Annotated in this window: 12 protein-coding genes; 9 read left to right on the forward strand and 3 right to left on the reverse strand. The window is 30.9% G+C overall.

Annotation, left to right across the window (positions count from 1 at the left end):
• Positions 1-12: 12 nt before the first annotated feature.
• The 3 genes from DIS07_RS10580 (at position 13) to DIS07_RS10590 (ending at position 6,839) form a co-directional block, all read left to right on the forward strand.
• Complete coding sequence (locus DIS07_RS10580) at positions 13-2,208, forward strand: endonuclease (protein WP_109405224.1); 2,196 nt, start codon at positions 13-15, stop codon at positions 2,206-2,208.
• A gap of 98 nt (positions 2,209-2,306) precedes the next feature.
• Complete coding sequence (gene purL / locus DIS07_RS10585; RefSeq protein WP_109405225.1) at positions 2,307-5,984, forward strand: phosphoribosylformylglycinamidine synthase; 3,678 nt, start codon at positions 2,307-2,309, stop codon at positions 5,982-5,984.
• A 48-nt stretch (positions 5,985-6,032) separates the two neighbouring features.
• Positions 6,033-6,839 carry a helix-turn-helix domain-containing protein gene (locus DIS07_RS10590; RefSeq protein ID WP_109405226.1) on the forward strand — a complete coding sequence of 269 codons (807 nt, stop codon included), beginning with the start codon at positions 6,033-6,035 and terminating at the stop codon, positions 6,837-6,839.
• Positions 6,840-7,091: 252 nt separating this feature from the next.
• Here the strand turns inward: DIS07_RS10590 and ppdK are convergent, their stop codons facing one another.
• Positions 7,092-9,821, reverse strand: coding sequence for a pyruvate, phosphate dikinase (gene ppdK / locus DIS07_RS10595; protein ID WP_109405227.1), 2,730 nt, complete (start codon positions 9,819-9,821; stop codon positions 7,092-7,094).
• Between the two features lie 268 nt (positions 9,822-10,089).
• On the opposite strand from ppdK, the gene DIS07_RS10600 reads away from it, so the two are divergent.
• The 3 genes from DIS07_RS10600 to DIS07_RS10610 all read left to right on the forward strand — a co-directional run bounded on the left by DIS07_RS10600 (position 10,090) and on the right by DIS07_RS10610 (position 14,702).
• Positions 10,090-10,875 carry a pentapeptide repeat-containing protein gene (locus tag DIS07_RS10600; protein WP_109405228.1) on the forward strand — a complete coding sequence of 262 codons (786 nt, stop codon included), beginning with the start codon at positions 10,090-10,092 and terminating at the stop codon, positions 10,873-10,875.
• Positions 10,876-11,065: 190 nt separating this feature from the next.
• Positions 11,066-12,829, forward strand: a complete 1,764-nt coding sequence (locus tag DIS07_RS10605; RefSeq protein WP_109405229.1) for an AMP-dependent synthetase/ligase — start codon at positions 11,066-11,068, stop codon at positions 12,827-12,829.
• 97 nt (positions 12,830-12,926) lie between these two features.
• Positions 12,927-14,702, forward strand: a complete 1,776-nt coding sequence (locus tag DIS07_RS10610) for an AMP-dependent synthetase/ligase (RefSeq protein WP_109405230.1) — start codon at positions 12,927-12,929, stop codon at positions 14,700-14,702.
• 101 nt (positions 14,703-14,803) lie between these two features.
• Here the strand turns inward: DIS07_RS10610 and msrA are convergent, their stop codons facing one another.
• Positions 14,804-15,457 (reverse strand): peptide-methionine (S)-S-oxide reductase MsrA, encoded by a 654-nt coding sequence (gene msrA, locus DIS07_RS10615; RefSeq protein WP_109405231.1) that lies wholly within the window; start codon positions 15,455-15,457, stop codon positions 14,804-14,806.
• Positions 15,458-15,684: 227 nt separating this feature from the next.
• Here msrA and dnaX point away from each other — a divergent pair, with 227 nt between their 5' ends.
• Positions 15,685-17,373, forward strand: a complete 1,689-nt coding sequence (dnaX, locus tag DIS07_RS10620) for a DNA polymerase III subunit gamma/tau (RefSeq protein WP_109405232.1) — start codon at positions 15,685-15,687, stop codon at positions 17,371-17,373.
• Here dnaX and DIS07_RS10625 read toward each other — a convergent pair.
• Complete coding sequence (locus DIS07_RS10625) at positions 17,349-19,193, reverse strand: cation:proton antiporter (protein WP_109405233.1); 1,845 nt, start codon at positions 19,191-19,193, stop codon at positions 17,349-17,351. The genes dnaX and DIS07_RS10625 overlap by 25 nt on opposite strands.
• A 127-nt stretch (positions 19,194-19,320) precedes the next feature.
• On the opposite strand from DIS07_RS10625, the gene DIS07_RS10630 reads away from it, so the two are divergent.
• Both DIS07_RS10630 and DIS07_RS10635 read left to right on the forward strand, forming a co-directional pair.
• Positions 19,321-20,154, forward strand: coding sequence for a universal stress protein (locus DIS07_RS10630; RefSeq protein WP_109405234.1), 834 nt, complete (start codon positions 19,321-19,323; stop codon positions 20,152-20,154).
• Positions 20,155-22,344: a SulP family inorganic anion transporter gene (locus DIS07_RS10635; RefSeq protein WP_109405235.1), complete on the forward strand. Its 2,190-nt coding sequence runs from the start codon at positions 20,155-20,157 to the stop codon at positions 22,342-22,344. It abuts the gene before it with no gap.
• Position 22,345 lies beyond the last annotated feature (1 nt).

The following is a 22,345-nucleotide window of genomic DNA, read 5'->3' on the forward strand; positions in this document are numbered from 1 at the left end:
AAATACTTAACAATGAAAAAAAAATTACTTTATATTTTTGCATTTATCACCACATTTTTAAGTGCTCAAGAATCATATTACAGTGATGTAAATCTTCAGTTAACAGGTTTAGCACTTAAAAATGCTTTAGCAACAAAAATTACCAACACTCATACTAAATTTTTAGACTACACACCAGACGTATGGATTGCATCAAAAATAACAGATGTTAACCCTAATAATGCTAATGAAGTTTTATTAATCTACGGATTTGAAAACGGTACAGATTCGAATCTAGATAATGACAGAACAAGAGGTATAAATAATAATGGTGGTAGCACAACTAACTGGAACAGAGAACATGTGTTTCCAAGATCTTTAGGAAACCCTAATTTAGGAACCGTTGGTCCAGGAGCTGATGCTCATCACTTAAGACCTTCAGACCCTAGTAGAAATTCATCTAGAAGCAATCGTAAATTTGGTCGTGGTTCTGGTAATTCTGGTTTTTCGAGTTTAGATTTTCATGATGGTTTAGATGGCCCAAATACTGCTGCTTATTATCCTGGTGATGAGTGGAAAGGAGACGTGGCAAGAATGATAATGTATATGTATTTGCGCTATGGAAATCAATGCTTACCTTCTGCAGTAGGTGTTGGTAATAATAGTAACACACCAGATGATATGATCGATTTATTTTTAAGATGGAATGTAGAAGATCCAGTTTCTGATTTTGAAAGAGCAAGAAATACTTACCATGAAAACTCAAATAATACAGCTGCTCAAGGTAATCGTAACCCTTTTGTAGATAATCCATTTTTAGCAACAAGAATTTGGGGTGGAGATTCTGCTCAAGATACTTGGGGTATTTATACAACTAATGATACTGAAGCGCCTTCCATTCCTACTAACCTTTCAATAAGTAACATTAACTTTACTTCTTTCGATGTCTCATGGACGGCTTCAACAGATAATGAGGCAGTAACAGGTTATGATATTTTTGTAAACAATGTTTTAACCAAACAAACTACAACAGCAACATCAGTAACAATTACTGACTTAACCCCCAATACAACTTATGCTGTAAGTATTCTTGCAAAAGATTTAAAAAATAATAAGTCTGCTAAAAGCACTGTTGTTAATGCAAAAACTTTAGAAGATACTTTACCCCCAAGCGCGCCTTCTAACTTAAACTCTAGTAACATTTCTGATACTTCTTTTACAATTTCTTGGACTGCTGCTACAGATAACAATCAAATAGCTTCATATGATGTTTATGTAAATGGTATTTTTAACACAAATGTACAAACCTTATCTGCTTCCGTTACTGGTCTAACTCCTTTAACTTCATATACTAGTTATGTAATTTCTAAAGATACTTCTGGTAATACATCACCTCAATCTGCATCAATAAATATAACAACTGTAGCTGCTGGTACTGGAGTTGCTACAGAACTGTTTATCTCTGAATATGTTGAACCAAATGGTGGTAATAATAAAGCAATAGAAATTGTAAATCTTACCGGAAAAACAATCAATTTAGCGGGTTACTCTCTTCAAAAACAATCTAATGGTGGTAATTGGGTGGATAACTTACCTCTAGATAAAACTGAGTTTATTGTTCAGGGTTCTTCTGCAAATATTTTACCAAATGATGTATTTGTTATTCTAAATGCTGGCGCTTCGAATAGTAAATTAACGTCTAATGCTGACTTAGTAGTTCCTAGCAACCAAGACGCTCCCTACAAATATGCATCTCCTGTAAATTTTAACGGAAACGATCCTGTTGGCTTATTTAAAAATGGAGTTTTAATAGATATTGTTGGAGAACTAAACAACAGCAGTAATCATATAAAAGACGTAACTTTAAGAAGAAATGGAGACGTTAGTGGACCTAATACAACTTTTAGTGAACGAGGTGAATGGACATCTTTTCCGGAGAATACTTTTGATGGAATTGGGTCTTTTACAAGTACTTTAAATGTTAATAATATAAAAACTTTTAAAGATGTTAAAATATTTCCAAATCCTGCTGATGGTAATAAACTATTTATTTCTAGTTTAGATAATATTAAAGCCGATATTTACAATGTTCTAGGAAAATTAATTCGTAGAGAAAACATCTCTTCCGGAACTAACTCAATTCATTTAAAAGACTTACAACCTGGGGTCTATGTTATTAAGTTAATTTCTGGTTCAAAATCTACTTCTAAAAAGTTTATAAAACAATAGTAAAATAATTCATTAATTTCCACAAAAAAATTCATTATAATTCAGTCTAAAAAAAGTAAATTTGCATTTTTACAACAACACGCAAACACAACTTTATAATGATTCATTTCTTTGGAAACAAAAACAGCAAAGTTTTCGCTGTTCAAACAACAAAAGAATTAAACACTGAAACAATTTCTAAATTAACTTGGTTATTTGGAAATCAACCTAAAATAGAAGCGTCATCAATCGACGCTTTTTTTATTGGTCCAAGAGCAGCAATGATAACACCTTGGAGTACAAATGCTGTAGAAATTACTCAAAATATGGGGATTTCTGATATTATTAGAATTGAAGAATTTAAAGCTTGTACAGAAGATTTTTCTGATTTTGACCCAATGATTTCTGAAAAATTTTCGAGCTTGCATCAAGAAATGTTTACCATAAACATTACACCAGAAGCTATTTTAGAAATTGATGATATTGCAGCATACAACCAACAAGAAGGTTTATCTTTAAGTGATGAAGAAGTTGATTATTTAGAAGGTGTAGCTAATAAAATAGGAAGAAAATTAACAGATTCTGAGGTTTTTGGATTCAGTCAAGTAAACTCAGAACACTGTCGTCATAAAATATTTAATGGAACTTTTGTTATTGATGGAGAAGAACAACCAACTTCTTTATTTAAGATGATAAAAGAAACGTCTCAACAAAATCCTAATGATATTGTTTCTGCTTATAAAGACAATGTTGCGTTTATAAAAGGTCCAAAAGTGGAGCAATTTGCTCCTATAACAGCAGATAAACCAGATTTTTACGAAGCCAAAGATTTTAATTCTGTAATTTCTTTAAAAGCAGAAACGCATAATTTCCCTACAACTGTAGAGCCGTTTAACGGTGCTGCAACTGGTTCTGGTGGAGAAATTAGAGATAGACTTGCAGGTGGTAAAGGTTCTTTACCTTTGGCAGGAACTGCGGTATACATGACTTCATATTCTCGTTTAGAAGAAAACAGACCTTGGGAACAAAAGTTTGAAGCTAGAAAGTGGTTATACCAAACACCTATTGATATTTTAATAAAAGCTTCTAATGGAGCTTCTGACTTTGGAAACAAATTTGGGCAACCTTTAATTACAGGTTCTGTATTAACTTTTGAACACGAAGAAAATGCAGCTTCAAGTGATGCAGCTCCTAGAAAATTAGGTTTTGACAAAGTAATTATGCAAGCTGGTGGAATTGGGTATGGAAAAGCAGAACAAGCTCTAAAAGATACGCCTACAGCTGGTGATAAAATTGTAATTCTTGGTGGAGAAAACTATAGAATTGGTATGGGTGGTGCTGCTGTTTCTTCTGCAGATACTGGAGAATTTGCTTCAGGAATCGAATTAAACGCAGTACAACGTTCTAATCCAGAAATGCAAAAACGTGCAGCAAATGCGGTTCGTGGAATGGTAGAAAGTGATGAGAATTTTATTGTTTCTATACACGACCATGGTGCAGGTGGGCATTTAAATTGTTTGTCTGAATTGGTAGAAGATACAGGTGGAAAAATAGATTTAGACAAGTTACCTGTTGGTGATCCAACATTATCTGCTAAAGAAATTATTGGGAACGAATCTCAGGAAAGAATGGGATTGGTAATTGCCCAAAAACATACAGAAACGTTGCAAAAAATTGCAGAACGAGAGCGTTCTCCAATGTATACGGTTGGTGATGTTACTGGTGATGATCGTTTTACTTTTGAATCGGAAACCAAAGGTGACAAACCTATGGATTTGGCAATGGAAGACATGTTTGGTTCTTCTCCTAAAACCATCTTAACAGACAACTCTGTTAAAAGAAATTACAAAAACCCACGTTATAAAACCAAGAATTTACAAATCTATTTAGAGCAAGTTTTACAATTAGAAGCTGTAGCTTGTAAAGATTGGTTAACAAATAAAGTAGACAGATGTGTTGGTGGTAAAGTTGCGAAACAACAGTGTGTTGGTTCGTTACAAATTCCATTAAACAATGTTGGTGTTATGGCGTTAGATTATAAAGGAAAAGAAGGAATTGCTACTTCAATAGGGCATTCTCCTATTTCTGGATTAATTCACCCAGAAGCGGGTAGTAGAAACTCTATTACAGAGTCTTTAACCAATATTATTTGGGCTCCTTTAAAAGACAATTTAGCTTCTGTATCACTTTCTGCAAACTGGATGTGGCCTTGTAAAAACGAAGGTGAAGATGCACGTTTATACAAAGCTGTAAAAGCAGTTTCTGAATTTGCAATTGACTTAGGCATTAACGTTCCTACAGGTAAAGACTCGCTTTCGATGAAGCAAAAATACCCAGATGGAGATGTAATTTCTCCAGGAACTGTAATTATTTCTGCAGCCGCAAACTGTAATGATATTGCTAGAGTTGTAGAGCCTGTTTTACAAGTTGATGGAGGAAATATTTATTATATAAATATCTCTCAAGACGATTTTAAGTTAGGAGGAAGTTCTTTCAATCAGGTTTTAAATACTATTGGAAATGAGGCTCCTGATGTAAAAAATACGGCTTACGTAAAAACCGTTTTTAATACTATTCAAAACTTAATTAAAGCAGATAAAATTACTGCTGGTCATGATGTTGCCTCTGGTGGATTAATTACCACTTTACTAGAAATGTCTTTTGCTGATGTAAATTTAGGAGCAGATTTTAACATTTCATCTTTACACGAAGAAGATTCTATAAAAGTGTTATTTGCAGAGAATTCAGGAATAGTTTTCCAAGCAGACGCTTCTGTAGAAACTGTTTTATCAGAAAACAATATCGAATTTTTCAATATTGGAACTGCAAATAATTCAGGAAAAATAAACATCAAAAATAATGAAGATAATTTCTCTTTTGATGTTGCTCAATTAAGAGATGTTTGGTACAAAACATCATTTTTATTAGATCAAAAACAAACGGCTAATAATTTAGCAAAAGATAGGTTTGATAATTATAAAAGTCAACCTTTACGTTATACGTTTCCAGAGAATTTTACGGGTAAATTGCCTGAAACTGGTAAAAAAAGACCTAAAGCTGCCATAATTCGTGAAAAAGGATCTAACTCAGAACGTGAAATGGCTAATGCTATGTATTTAGCTGGTTTTGATGTAAAAGATGTTCATATGACAGATTTAATTTCTGGTCGTGAAACTTTAGAAGATATTCAGTTTATTGGAGCTGTTGGTGGGTTCTCTAACTCAGATGTTTTAGGTTCTGCAAAAGGTTGGGCAGGTGCATTTAAATACAATGAGAAAGCAAACACAGCTTTAAAGAATTTCTTTAAAAGAGAAGATACTTTATCTGTAGGTATTTGTAATGGTTGTCAACTTTGGATGGAATTAGACCTTATAAATCCTGAACATAAAGTTCATGGAAAAATGCATCATAATGATTCTCAAAAACACGAAAGTTCATTTACTTCTGTAAAAATTCAAGAAAATAATTCTATAATGTTATCATCTCTAGCAGGAACAGAATTAGGTGTTTGGATTTCTCATGGTGAAGGAAAGTTTAATTTACCATTAACAGAAGAAAAATACAATATTGTAGCTAAATATGGTTATGAAGGTTATCCTAACAATCCTAATGGTTCTGACTTTAATACAGCTATGTTATGTGATAAAACAGGACGTCATTTAGTTACTATGCCACATATAGAACGTTCTATTTTTCAGTGGAACTGGGCTAATTATCCGCAAGGTAGAAAAGATGAAGTTTCTCCTTGGTTAGAAGCTTTTATAAATGCTAAAAATTGGATAACCAATAAAAATTAGAGCTTTATAGAATTTTTTATCTATTTTTAAATTAGATATTTAGATTCTATGAAGCTTACCTATTTTGATATCCATAAAACATCTCATTTAATTGAGGAGTTTTATCATATTTCTTATTCAAAAGAGCGTCTTCCTTTTAAAACCATAATGATTCCATTAGGGTTTACTGGATTTACTTATGTTTATGGAAAAGGACAAAAAACCTGCATCAATAATAACACTACAAATCTTAAAGGTTTAATTTTAAATGGTCAGTTTTACAATTCATACGAATTTATGGTTGACGAGGTCGGATTTGCATGTGGTTTTAACTTTAAACCAACTGCACTATACAAACTCACCAATTTAGATATCTCAAAATTCACCAATAAAAATCATTTTTTCAAACTAATAGACACTGAATTGTCAAAAAAGTTTGAGGAAATTTGTGAGAAATACAATCAAAATTTTAAAAAGCTTTTCGAAGAAGTAGAGAATTTACTTTTACAATTACCTTTAATTGAAAATAAAAACACACTTGCTATAGACAAAGTAGTAGCAATCATTCATCAAAAAGAAGGAATGCTTTCTGTAAATGAATTGCTAAATTTTATTCCTTTTGGTCAAAAGACTTTAGAAACTCAATTTAAAAAAATGGTAGGCTTAACACCTGCGAAGTACATTCGTCTTCATCGTTTTTTAAACTTAATGAGGCAATATGAAAACAACGCTGTAGAACTTAAAGATTTAATTTATATGTACAATTATTATGATGAATCTCATTTTTCAAGAGACTTTAAATCCTTTACATCGAAATCTCCAAATCAGTTTTTTAAGGAAGAATATGTAATTGTAAAAGAAGCGCTAAAAAATTAAACCTTACGATTTTTTACATAACCATTTTTTTCATCTTTACTATATTTGTTTTAATTATATATTAAATATTTTGGGGGAAGTATTTATAATATAAAAATAAAAACTTGTTATGAAGTTTAAAAAGGCCAAATTTATTTGGTCTTTTTATATGTCTAAAACAAGTACTTTTATTATTGATGAAAATTCGTAAAACAAAACCCAAAAGCTTATAAACTTCTGGGTTTCTTCATCAATTTTTATATTATGGAAATATTATTGAATTGATTTAATAGTAGCCTGCGCAGACACCAATCTTGCAATTGGCACTCTAAAAGGTGAACAGCTTACATAATCCATTCCTGAATTATAACAGAATTCTACTGAACTTGGTTCTCCTCCATGTTCTCCACAAATACCAACTTTTAAATTTGGTTTAGTATTTCTACCTCTTTCTGTTGCCATTTTAACCAATTGCCCTACTCCTTCTTGATCTAAAATTTCAAAAGGGTCATTTTTAAGAATTCCTTTTTCAATATAAATAGGTAAAAATTTTCCTGCGTCATCACGAGAATATCCAAATGTCATTTGTGTTAAATCGTTTGTTCCAAATGAAAAGAAATCTGCTTTTTCTGCGATTTTATCCGCCATTAAAGCTGCTCTTGGAACTTCGATCATGGTTCCAACAAAGTACTCTACTGTTTCATTTCGTTCTTTAAATATACCTTTTGCAGTAGCTCTTACTATTTTCTCTTGAGCTTCAAATTCTTTTACAGTTCCTACCAGAGGAATCATTATTTCTGGTTTACAAATTATACCTCTCTCTTTTAAATTTAAAGCAGCCTCAATAATTGCTCTCGATTGCATTTCTGTAATCTCAGGATAAGTATTTCCCAACCTACATCCCCTATGACCTAACATTGGATTGAATTCCTCTAGTTCTGCTACTTTATTCTTAACCGCTTGTAAAGAAATATGCATTTCATCAGCTAAATCTTTTTGAGTTGCCAATTGATGAGGCACAAACTCATGTAATGGTGGGTCTAGCAAACGAATGGTTACAGGTAAACCTTGCATTGCTTCAAAAATACCCTCAAAATCTTCACGTTGCATTGGTAATAAGTCTTCTAAAGCTAATTTCCTACCTTTTACAGTGTTTGCTAAAATCATTTCACGCATTGCCTTAATTCTGTCAATGTCAAAAAACATATGTTCAGTTCTTGTTAATCCAATACCTTGAGCCCCGAAAGTACGAGCAATTCTTGCATCTTTAGGACTATCTGCGTTGGTTCTTACTTTCATAACAGCATATTTGTTAGAAAGCTTCATTAACTCCGCAAACTCACCACTCAATTCTGGTTCCATTGTTGCTACTTTTCCTTCAATGATGTTCCCAGTAGAACCATTTAATGAAATCCAATCTCCATCATGATACTCAATACCATCTACCATTAAAATACGTCTCTTATAATTAATTTTTAAAGCACCAGCGCCAGAAATACAGCATTTACCCATTCCACGAGCTACAACAGCAGCATGAGAGGTCATACCTCCTCTTGCTGTTAAAATTCCTTTGGCAATATTCATACCTTCTAAATCTTCAGGTGACGTTTCAATTCTCACTAAAATACTGTTTTTGTATTTAGCTGCCTCGTCTGCAAAAAATACAATTTTACCTGTTGCTGCTCCAGGTGACGCTGGTAAACCTTGAGCAATTACGTTTGCACTTTTTAAGGCATTTGCATCGAATATTGGGTGTAATAATTCATCCAATTTATTGGGTTCTACCATAAGTAATGCTTCTTTCTCATCAATCATTCCCTCTTTTAGCAAATCCATAGCTATTTTAACCATAGCAGCACCTGTACGTTTTCCGTTTCTAGTTTGCAATATCCAAAGTTTACCATCTTGCATCGTAAACTCCATATCTTGCATATCTCTATAATGTTTTTCTAAAATATCTTGATAGGTATTTAATTCATTAAAAATCGATGGCATCAACTCTTCTAAAGAAGGATAATTTTCTATTCTATCTACCTCCTCAACTTTCGCTAATTCTGCCCAACGTTTAGAGCCTAATTTTGTAATTTGTTGTGGAGTTCTAACCCCTGCCACAACATCCTCACCTTGCGCATTGATTAAATATTCTCCATTAAACACATTTTCTCCAGTACCTGCATCTCTAGTAAAGCAAACTCCAGTTCCAGAGTTTTCGCCCATATTTCCATACACCATTGCTTGCACATTTACAGCTGTTCCCCATTCTGCTGGGTAACCGTTCATAGCTCTGTAATACACAGCTCTATCTCCATTCCAACTATTAAAAACAGCGATAATAGCTCCCCAAAGTTGATCCCAAGGATTGGTTGGAAAATCATTTCCTGTTCTTTTTTTAACGGCTGCTTTAAAATCAAAAACTAAATCTTTTAAATCTTGTATGGTAAACTCGGTATCTAATTCTATGCCTCTTTTTTCTTTTAGGTTTTCCATGATTTCTTCAAAAGGATCAATATCATCTTTTGAAGCTGGTTTCATTCCTAAAACAACACCACCATACATTTGTATAAAGCGCCTGTAAGAGTCCCAGGCAAATTGTTGGTTATTGGTCTTTTTTGCCAACCCTAAAACTACTTCATCATTCATTCCTAAATTAAGCACAGTATCCATCATTCCTGGCATAGATACTCTAGCCCCTGATCTTACAGAGATTAATAAAGGATTTTTTTTGTCGCCAAATTTAGTCCCCATTAAAGTTTCAATATTTTCTATAGATTCTTCAACTTCTCTTTTAATTAAATTAACAACCGTATCTTTTCCTAATAAGTTATACTCTGTACAAACTTCTGTGGTGATTGTAAATCCTGGAGGAACCGGAATTCCTATTAAGCTCATTTCTGCCAAATTTGCTCCTTTTCCTCCTAAAAGATTTTTCATTGTACTGTTTCCGTCTGCAGATTTATCCCCAAATTTATACACACGGGATTTTACTTCTTGTAATATTTCCATAATATGTCTATTTAAAAATTATTAATCGCAACTTTGTCTTTAGTTGTTCTAAAAGTAACAGAAATCTAAAAAAATAAAAATGATAAAAATCATAAAATGAGTATCTTACACTACAACTAAAGCTATATTAAACAAACGGTATTCACTTTTGGTTATTCCTTAATTTTTTCTTTAAAAAAGATAAGAATCTTTTAAAAATACTCTGAATGTGTCACAATTTAAGATATGAAATGTCATTAATGTGTAAACACTTAAAAAACTCAAAACAATGAAAAAAAAAATTACTCTTATAGCATTGAGCTTATTTCTAGTTTCTACAATTGCATTTACTCAAAAAACAGTAAAAGCATCAGAAATTATGAAAGATATAAAGGCTAGTAAATCAATATCTATTACAAATTCTACAATTGTGGGAGTTTTAGATTTTACTTATATGGATGAAGCTATGACCAAACTTCCAAAAAGAAAAAAGAATAGTTGGTGGAATGGTGATAATGACAACACCATAAAAAAACTAATAGATGTAAAAATTTCTTTTAAAAACTGCACATTTCAAGATGATGTTTTAGCTTATATTCCTGATGAGGACAGTGGTTATACATTTGTAGCAAGCTTTGAAGATATTGCTATTTTTAAAGACTGTAAATTTGAGCGTAAGGCAATGTTTAAATACTCTCGCTTTGAAAGAAACTCAGATTTCTCTGGAAGTTCTTTTGATGATGATAGCACATTTAAATATGCCAAGTTTGATCAAGATATTAGTTTTGCTAACACTACTTTCGATGAAGTTGCCACATTTAAATATGCTAAATTTAGAAAGAATGTCAGTTTTTCTAACTCAGTTTTTAAAAATTCTGCTACTTTTAAATACACTCAATTTAATAATGGTGTTTCCTTTAAAAACACAAACTTCGAAGAAGATTTAAATATCAAGTACATGAAAGTCTCTGGAGATTTTAACATCTCTAACATGAAAGTTGCCTACGATATTGATTCTAAGTATACTAAAATTAACGGAAAAAGTTTCAGTAAATATTTAATTGATAAAAAATAGGTATAAATACCTGTTTTTTATATCTCAATTAATTTTAAATTGCACCAATATTGAAATGGGTTGGATTAGGGGCTAACCTGTAACAAAACTGGCTAACTGCTTTAAAAGTAGTTAGCCTATTTTTTTACTTAAATTTATTTTCAACTTTTAGTAAAAATACTTTATTATATTGTACTATTAATTTAATTTTATGTACAACCAAGTTACTCGTCTTTTCGATTTTGCTTATTATCAACAAATAAACAAACCCATTAATAAGAGTTTTAATTTTAAGAAAAACGATGTTTGGCATTCCATTTCTACTCAAGAATATATTAATTCGGCTAATAAGGTTAGTGCTTCGTTACTTTCTCTGGGAGTAAAACCAAATGACAAAATTGCTGTAATTACTGAAAACAATAATCCTAATTGGCATATTTTAGATATCGGTGTATTACAAATTGGCGCTCAGAATATTCCACTTTACGCAACGCTATCAGAAAAAGATTACGAATATATTTTAAATCATTCTGATGCAAAATATTGTTTTGTTTCTAATAATGAAATTTATAAAAAAGTAAAATCTGTAGCATCAAAAACACAACTTAAAAACATTTATTCTCTAGAAGAATTTGAATCGGATTATGGATGGAATACTTTTCTTGAATTGGGCGAAAAAGAGAATCATCAACCTAAAATAGAAGAACTCAAACAAAAAGTAAAATCAGAAGATTTGGCTACTATTATATACACATCGGGTACCACAGGTACTCCAAAAGGAGTCATGCTTAGTCATAAAAATATTATTACTGCCGTTTTTGCCACAAAAGCATCTTTACAAAATATCGATAAAAACTCGATTCGAATTCTAAGTTACTTACCCATATGTCATATTTTTGAAAGAGCTTCATCTTACTACAATCAATATAGAAGCGCCGAAACTTATTTTGCGGAAAGTTTAGAGAAAATTGGAGACAATATTAGAGAAGTGAAACCCCATTATTTAGCAGTTGTACCAAGGCTTTTAGAGAAAATATTTGATAAAATTGTAGATAAAGGCAGTAGCTTAAAAGGAGTAAAAAAATGGCTTTTCTTTTGGGCACTTGAACTTGGAGAAAAATTTGAACCTTATCATAAAAATGGTGCTTGGTATCATTTTAAATTAAGAATAGCTAACAAACTTATTTTCTCAAAATGGAGAGCTGCATTAGGCAACCACATAGAATATATGGTTTCGGGTAGTGCTCCTCTACAGCCAAAACTAATTCGAATTTTTACAGCAGCAAACATCCCTATTTTTGAAGGTTATGGGATGACAGAAGCTGCACCAACAGGTTCTGTAAACGATATGAGAAATCACAATTTTAAAATTGGAACTGTTGGTAAACCCTTAAAAGGCGTTATAATTAAAATTGCAGAAGATGGAGAGATTTTGATGAAGGGTGATAATATTATGATGGGATATTACAAACAACCCGAACTTACTAAAAAAACAATTATTGAGGGCTTTTTACACACAGGTGATATAGGTATTATAGATGATGAGGGCTTTTTAAAAATCACTGATCGAAAAAAAGAAATTTTCAAAACTTCTGGTGGTAAATATATTGTACCTGCGGCCTTAGAAAGCGAATTTAAACAATCTCGTTTTATAGAACAGATTATGGTAATTGGTGAAGCCCAAAAAATGCCAGCTGCCTTAATTCAGATAAATTTTGAGTTTGTAAAAGAATGGGCAAAAAGACATAATCACAAGATTGTAGATGTAACTACCGACAAGAAACTGATTAAACGAATTCAAAAAGAAGTTAATTTTTACAATCAAAAATTTGGGAAATGGGAACAAATTAAGAAGTTTCAAATTACTCCAAATGAATGGACTATTGACGATGGTCACCTCACACCTACTATGAAAATGCGTAGAAAAATCATTTTAGAAAAATATCAAAAATTGTATCAAAAAATTTATAATTAACCATAAATATTATATTATTCTCAATAAAAAACTCTTATAATAAGTATTTGTTAAATCAAGGGAATTTAACTAATTTGCCTACTTCAAAATAAAATATATGGCAGTAGAAGTAACAAGACTATTCGATTTCCCTTATTATCAATTAGAAAAATACAATTTAGATAAAGCATTCATTTCTAAAACAAGTGGCGAATGGGAGAGTATTTCTACAAAAGAATATATTGATAAAGCCAATCAAATTAGTAGAGGATTAATCAATTTAGGTGTAAAACCAAATGATAAAATTGCTGTAATTTCATCAACAAATAGAACAGAATGGAATATTTGTGATATTGGAGTTTTACAGACTGGTGCACAGAATGTTCCTATTTATCCAACTATTTCTAAAGAAGATTATGAGTATGTTTTAAATCACTCAGAATCTATTTATTGTTTTGTTTCTGATGATGAAGTACTTCAAAAAATCAACAAAATAAAAAAGAAAACCAAACTAAAAGCCATTTTTACTTTTGATGATATCAAAGGAGAAAAAAGTTGGAAAGAAGTTTTAGAGTCTGGAAAAGATGAAAGTAATCAAAATGTTGTTGAAGATCGAAAAGCCAATGTAAAAGAAGATGATTTAGCTACTTTAATTTACACCTCTGGAACTACAGGAAAACCAAAAGGTGTAATGTTAAGCCATAAAAATATTGTTTCTAATGTTCTTAGTTCTTTCGAAAGAGTTCCTCTTGATAATGGCAAAGACAAAGGATTAAGTTTTCTACCTGTTTGTCATATTTTTGAAAGAATGATTCTTTATTTATATCAATACTGTGGTGTATCTACATACTTTGCTGAATCTATAGAAAAACTTTCTGAAAATGCTCAAGAAATTAAACCAAATGTAATGACTGCTGTTCCACGCTTGTATGAAAAAATTTATGATAAAATAATTTTAAAAGGCGAAGCTTTATCTGGAATTAAAAAAGCATTATTCTTTTGGGCGGTAAATTTAGGCTTACAATATGAGCCAAATGGTGCAAATGGATGGTGGTATGAGAAAAAATTAAGTTTAGCTAAAAAACTTATTTTCTCTAAATGGCAAGCTGCTTTAGGAGGCGAATTAAAATTGATGGTTTCCGGTAGTGCAGCTCTACAGCAACGTTTAACTAGGGTTTTTACAGCTGCTGGAATGCCAATAATGGAAGGTTATGGATTAACGGAAACTTCTCCTGTTGTTTCTGTTAACGATCAGAGAAATAACGGCTTTAAAGTAGGTACTGTTGGTAAAATAATTGATGGCGTTGAAGTAAAAATAGCAGAGAATGGAGAAATACTTGTTAAAGGGCCAAACGTAATGCAAGGTTACTATAAAGATGAAGAAAGAACAAATAATGTAATAAAAAATGGATATTTCCATACTGGTGATAAAGGAAAAATTGATGAAGATGGATTCTTAAAAATAACCGGAAGAACCAAGGAAATGTTTAAAACATCAGGTGGCAAATATGTTGTTCCTCCATTATTAGAAGGAGAGTTAAAACAATCTTTATTTATAGAACAAGTAATGGTTATTGGTGAAGGTGAGAAAATGCCTGCAGCCATTATTCAACCAAATTTTGAGTTTCTTAGAGATTGGATTAAACATAAAGAATTACAGATTGGAGATTCTAATGAAGAAATTATTGCCTCTGATAGAATTATAAAAAGAATTCAAAAAGAAGTAGATAAATGTAATAAAAACTTTGGAAAATGGGAACAAATTAAGCGTTTCGAACTTACACCAGATGTTTGGTCTATAGATGAAGGGCATTTAACACCTACTATGAAAATGAAACGTGCTGTGATTAAGAAAATTTATCAAAATTTATATGATAAAATTTATAAAGAGTAAAAATCATTCTTTTATAGCCTTTCTAAATTGAAATGCTTTTTTAAATTTTACCATTTTAATTTTTGACATAAACTAATTTGAAAACATTTTCTTTTAAATCCCTAATGATTTTGGTGTTTCAATAATGCTGGAAACTTCTTTTTAAATCGATTTAATCTTGGAATTGAAACTGCTTTTACATAACCTTGGTTTGGGTTTCTTTTTTCAAAATTTTGATGATACTCTTCTGCTTTGTAAAATTTTTTAAACTTTTTAACCTCGGTTGCTATTTTACCACCATAAATATCCTTATTTAATCTGTAAATGGTTTTTTCTATAATTTGTTTTTCTTTGTCATTATTGTAAAATGCAATTGAACGGTATTGTGTTCCATAATCTGGATGTTGCCCATTTATAGTCGTAGGATTATGAGAACCAAAAAATACTTTTACTAGAGTTTCAAAACTTACTTTTTTAGGGTTATAATACACTGCCACAGTTTCTGCATGTCCTGTTTTTCCCGTTCCAATTTTTTTATAAGTGGGATTTAATGTATTGCCACCAGCGTAACCAGAAACTGCTTCTTCTACACCTTTTACGCTTTCAAAAATAGCTTCTACACACCAAAAACAACCACTAGCAAAATAAGCTACTTTTGATTTTTTAGTTGGTATAAATTCTGTTTTAACTTCATTGTCATTTTTATTAAAAAAACCTAAACAAGAGAATATTAAAATTGATAATCCTACAGTAAAAATTGATCTAAAAATTTTCATCTACAAATAATTATATTTTTTAATAGAAAACTGCACCAAGAGTAATTTAACCAACTCTTAGTACAATTTTCAGAACTTTTAAAACGAAATTAATAATTCCGATGCTGTCTTAGACGAATTAATTACCTATAATTTACAACTTGTTTACAACTTTAGCATTTTGTTAAGAATACATGTTGCAGAAATCTTAATAGAACCTTATTTTTGTTGTGAACTTTAACAAATCTATGGAGCATTTTATAGTATCAGCACGTAAATACAGACCTCAAAATTTTGAGGATGTTGTTGGGCAGAAAGCTATAACAAATACCTTAGAAAATGCTATAAAAAATAATCATCTAGCTCAGGCATTGTTATTTACTGGCCCACGTGGAGTTGGTAAAACTTCTTGTGCAAGAATTTTAGCAAAGAAAATTAATCAGCAAGATACAGAACACCCTGAAGATGAAGATTTTGCATTTAATATTTTTGAATTAGATGCAGCTTCTAACAATTCTGTAGACGATATTAGAAGTTTAACAGATCAAGTTCGTATTCCGCCTCAAACTGGAAAATATAAAGTTTATATTATTGATGAGGTACACATGTTGTCTCAAGCCGCATTTAATGCCTTTTTAAAAACTTTAGAAGAACCTCCCCCACATGCTATTTTTATTTTAGCAACTACTGAGAAGCACAAAATAATTCCGACCATTTTATCGCGTTGTCAAATTTTTGACTTTAAAAGGATTGGGATTTTAGATGCAAAAAATTATCTTAAGATTATTTGTGAAAAAGAAAACATTTCTGCAGATGATGATGCCCTTCATATTATCGCTCAAAAAGCAGATGGAGCAATGCGAGATGCCTTGTCTATTTTTGATAGAGTGGTTAGTTTTTCTGGTAATCTATTAACTAGAGAAGCGGTTACAGAAAATTTAAATGTATTAGATTATGATACATATTTTAATATGACGGATTTATTGCTTAACAATAAAATACCAGACGTTTTAAATGCATTTAATACCATTTTAGGTAAAGGGTTTGAAGGTCATCATTTTATTAACGGATTAGCAAGTCATTTTAGAGATCTATTGGTTGCCAAAGATAAAACAACACTTGGACTATTAGAAGTCGGTGATAATGCCAAAAAAAAATATTTAACACAGGCTATTAAAGCTAGTATTCCTTTTTTAATGCAAGCTATTGATAAAGCTAATGATTGTGATTTAAAATACAGGGGCAGTAAAAATCAACGGTTATTAGTTGAACTGACCTTAATGCAAATTGCCTCTATCACTTTTGATGGAGAAAAAAAAAAGTCAGCTAACTACATAATTCCTGCAACATTTTTTCAAGCACTTTCTCCAGCTGCTAAAGAAATTGCAAAACCTTCTCAACAAAAAATAGAAGTTGTTCAGCCTAAGAGAAATACTGAGCCAAAACCTAAACTTGAAAAACCTGTTTTAAAGTCTGTTCAAAAAAGAACTTCTTCCTTATCTTTAAAGAGTATTCAACAGAAAAAAGAAGTTAAAAAATCTGATATTGAAGAGAATTTTGAAAATCATCCAAAAGATATATTTACTGAAAAACAATTGCAAACTCTTTGGAAGGAATATGCTGATTTACTTATCAAAAAAGGAGAAAAAAGTATGGCTTCCATTGTAAGCACTGACCTTCCTAAACTTCAAAATAACTTTAAAATTTCATTTACAGTACCCAACAAATTGATGCAAGATCAGTTTCATAAAGGAAGACCAAAATTACTTAAGTTTTTAAGAGAAAAATTAAACAACTATGGAATTGATATTGTTACTATTTTAAATGAAACTGTAGAGAAAAAATTTGCCTATACTCCGCAAGAAAAATACAAAAAATTAAAAGAGAAAAATCCGTTATTAGAAAAATTACGTCAGACTTTTGAACTAGATTTATAAGCATCTCCAATATCTTTCCCTAGATAAGATAAAACTAAATCTTGTTTGGTTTCTTCGGTTTTTTCAAATTCGGGGATTAAGTAAATACCATCTCCTTTTTCTATGAACAAAGGAATTGATTTTTCTTCTTTAGACAATAACTCTAATATGTTATTGTATTCTTCTTCAGAAGATATGCTTACTTCAATAATATCTGGATTATCTCTAAAAGCTTCACTTAAATTGATATAATCATCATTTGGTGTAAAAAAGTGTTCTCTCTTTTCTAAGTCTCCTTCTATAGCTTCTTGTGTAGAAGCAATTTTATAAGCCCCATGCTCTCCAAAAATCTTAGAAAAACTATTAATTGCATGATTATTAACCGCATCACTTCCTGTAATTGCAATTAAATACCCGACATCATTTAGTTCTATATTATTCGTTAAATCATCATCGTAAACGTCAACTTTAAAAGCTTCAATATCATCTTTTAAAGCTTCTTGAATAAAAGCCTGATTAGAATCTATCAGTATAACTCTTTTACCTTTATCTCGTAAATATCCTGCTATTAATCTTGAAGGATTCGAAGCCCCAACAAATAAAATTGCATCAGATTTCTTTAGAAAAACTCCAACCATTTTCGCAAAAAGTCTTGCAGTTGTTGCGTTTAATAAAACGGTACCTAAAACAATCATAAAAACTAGAGGAGTAATATATTCTGCACCTACTACACCTTGTTTTAATAATTTACTACCAAATAATGAAGCGATTCCTGCTGCAACAATACCTCGTGGTCCAACCCAGCTAATAAAAAGCTTTTCATTAAACTTTAGCTTCGATTTTCGAGTACTAAGAAAAACTGCTAAAGGCCTAATTACAAAAACTACAATACCAAAAAGAGCAGCAGTTTTCCAAGTATATAAAAGCATTAAATCTTCTATATTAATGTTTGCTGCTAGTAAAATAAAAAGAATGGAAATTAATAAAACACTTAGAGATTCTTTAAAATATAAAAGTTCTTTTAGGTTGCTGAGTTTACTATTTCCTAGTACCATTCCCATAACCACAACTGCCAATAAGCCAGATTCATGTGCAAATATTTCTGACTCAACAAAAACCAATAAAACAGTAGATAGAGAAACTACGTTTAATAAATAATGTGGAATTAATTTTTTATTAATTGCATAAGCCAATGCATGGGCAAATGTAAACCCAAAAGTAGTCCCAAATAGTAGAATTTTACCAAATTCTGTTAATGCTGTTTTAGTAAACCCGCCTCCACCTCCAACACTTATAAACTCGAAAACCAATACTGCTACTAAGGCTCCAATTGGGTCTATTAAGATTCCTTCCCATTTTAAAACTGTAGAAACATCTCTTTTCATTGGGATGTTTCTTAAAATTGGTGTAATTACTGTTGGTCCTGTTACTATAATTAAACCAGAAAATAAAAATGAAAGCTCCCAACCTAAATTAAAAATATAATGCGCAACAATTCCTGCTCCAAAAAAAGTTACAGCAGAACCCAAGGTTATTAATTTAGTAATTACTGGCCCAACATTTTTGATTTCGCTTCTTTTTAAAGTTAACCCACCTTCAAAAAGTACGATACTTATTGCTAAAGAAACAAAATAATACAAACCTTCACCTGGAAAGAGCCCTTTTTTGCCATTCCAAATGGGTTCTATCCATTTAGCACCATCATCACTAAAAAATTCAGCAGCTATTGGTCCTACCAATAAACCGATTAAAATTAATGGCAAAATTGCTGGGATTTTGAATTTCCAAGCCACCCATTGTGCTAATATTCCTAAAATGATAATTCCGGCTAATTCTAACATAAAAATTGATAATCGATTAAATGTAAATTTAAGAATGTTTCCTCATCCTAAAAATAAAAATATAGTTTTTTTCTTTCTTATAAAGTTTCCTATATTGTACCAATAACCTAACCTTTATTCCTATTTTTTGCAAAAAATTCATAAAATTTTAATTGGTTTTGCTTTTTCTCCAAATTTAAAAGCTAATATTTTTGAAGCTGTTAGACTCGCTAATATGTTTGATGCGCAATTAGTTGGTGTGCATGTAGGTACAAAATCTAACCAAAAAAAAACAGATTTAAACGTTCTTTTATCTGAAGCTGATAAATTAAAAAACCCTTTTAAAAGTATCTGGAAAGAAGGGAATCCTGTAAAAGTGATTTTAGAAACATGTTCTCAAGAAAGAATAGACTTATTGATTTTAGGTGCAATTCAAAAAGAAAATTTATTAAAATATTATGTAGGCTCTATTGCCAGAAAAATTACTCGAAAAGCGCCTTGTTCTGTGTTACTTTTAATAAAACCTTCTTTAGAAAGAGTTTCTTGTAAACATATCGTTGTTAATGGATTAAAAGACGAAAAAACTGAAGAAACCATTAAAACAGCTTTTGTTGTTTCAAAATATTTAGAATGTACTAAAATTACAATTGTTGAAGAAGTTAGTCAAGAAGAATTACATGTTAAAGTAAATGATGATAAAACTTTACGAAAAGCAAATATTGCCAAAGAAAGACTGACAACTAGAGAAGATCAACGCGTTAAACACATTTTAGAGGATATAAAAAGCAAAAACATTACTGTTAAAACACAAAGTATTTTTGGAAAAAGAGGGTATTCTATTGGTCATTATGCTAAAATTAAAAGAGCTGATTTATTAGTCATGAACGCTCCAAATAAACTTGGGATTTTTGATAGAATTTTTCCACATGACATTGAATATATATTATCTGAATTACCAACTGATGTATTAATAGTAAAATAAATGAAAAAGAAAAATACTTTTAAAACGTTTTTGGGTGATGTTCCACAAAATTTATTTTCTGGGTTTGTAGTTTCATTAATTGCACTACCTCTTGGGTTAGGGTTAGCTTTAGCTTCTGGAGCTCCTCCAATTTCAGGAATTATAGCTGCTATTGTAGGAGGAACTGTTGTTGCCTTGTTAGGTGGGTCAAATGTTACTATTACCGGACCTGGAAACGGTTTAGTTGTAGTCATACTTGCCTCTATTACCACACTTGGAAATGGAGATATGCAACAAGGTTTTTTGTACACTCTAGCAGCGATAGTAATTTCTGGTATTATTATGGTTATTCTTGGGTTTTTAAGAATGGGAGCTCTAGGTGATTTCTTTCCTGCTTCTGCAATTCAAGGAATGCTAGCTGCAATTGGAATTGGAATTTTTGCAAAACAGATTCACGTGATGTTAGGTAATCTTGATGTCAAAGGAAGTATTGTAGAATTATTAATTCAAGTTCCAGAAGGCATTTATAACCTTGTAAAAAGCGATAATTCTAGTACATTTTATGCAGGATTAATAGGTATTGGTAGTTTGTTAATTATGGTTTATTATAGTAAAATCAGAAATAAATATCTCAAATTAATTCCAGCTCCAATGTGGATAGTAGTTTTAAGTGTAGCTATTTATTATTATTTTGATTTGCTTTCTGTTTCAAATTATCCCATTGATAAAAAATTACTAATCAGTTTACCTAATGATATTTTATCAAATTTTGCTTTTCCAGATTTCTCAATTGTCTATCAAACCAATTTTATAAGTGCAGTTATAGGTATTACCTTAATTGCTAGTATAGAAAGTTTATTAAGCATTAAAGCAGTTGATAAATTAGACCCTTTAAAAAGGCGTTCTAACGTAAATAAAGACATTCGCGCTTTAGGTTTCGCTACTGTTATTAGTGGTTTTTTAGGAGGTTTAAATGTAGTTACAGTTATTGCAAGAAGTTCTGTTAATGTAAATAATAAAGGGACTAATCGATCTGCAAATTTTTTTCACGCATCCTTTTTAGTTGTTTTTATTTTACTTTTTGCTGCAGAATTGCGTAAAATTCCTTTGTCAGCTTTAGCTGCTATTTTAGTTTTTACAGGTTATAAATTAGCTTCACCAGAAAACATTAAAAAGGTGTTTGAAATTGGTAAAGAACAGCTTATTATTTTCTTAGTTACTTTATTTACAACAATTTTAACAAATCTAATAACAGGTATTTTAGTTGGTATATTCATAACTTTCATTATTCATATCATTATTAATAAAAATATGATGTTGTTTCTAAAAAACATCTTAAAACCTAATGTTCTAATGTTTAAAGAGGATGAAAAATTTTATGTAAGTGTCAAAAATTTTTCTAGCTTTTTAAATTATACAAAGCTTAAAGGAAAATTAGACCAAATACCTCAATCTGAAGATGCTATTATCGATTTTTCATTATGTGATTTTGTAGACCATTCTGTAATGGAGAATATGAGCAACTATGCAGAATCATTTTCAAGAAAAGGTGGACATTTTGAAGTAATTGGTTTGGATGATTCTAAATCTGGCAGTGAGCACCCATTTGCCTTACGTAAAACTCAGCAAAAAAATGTAATTAATGAAAATGTTGTACTTACAAAACGTCAAATATCTATACAGCAAATAAGTGAAGAAATGCATTGGAAGTACAATGCTTTTTCCGCTCGAGAGATGGAAGAGCTACCTACCTTTGGGTATTTTAAAACCCGTAAAATAAATAAAGTTTCTAACGTGTTATCAAATGAGGATTGTACCATTTTTGATGTAGAATATTCTGAGGGTGCATTAATTGCAAAACAAATATATAAAGCAACAATGCTACACATTCACACTTTAAAGCCTATTCCCAATTTTACTTTAGATAAGGAAGGTATATTTGAATATATTTTAGACTTTGCTGGCTATACTGATATTGATTTTGATGAACATCCAGATTTTAGTAGACGTTTTTATCTGGCGGGAGAAAATGAAGAAAAAATTAGAGATTTTTTTACAGATGAACTAATTTTGTTTTTTGAAAGTAACAAACAATATCACATAGAAGCTTCAGAAAATGGACTTTTAATAATTGGTAAAGGACGTATAAAAGGCATAAAAGAAATTAAAGCACTCGCCTATTTTGGTATGGGTTTGCAAAAAACGATATAAT

Origin of the sequence: Polaribacter aquimarinus (assembly GCF_003129485.1) — a bacterium.
GTDB classification, from domain to species: Bacteria; Bacteroidota; Bacteroidia; order Flavobacteriales; family Flavobacteriaceae; genus Polaribacter; species Polaribacter aquimarinus.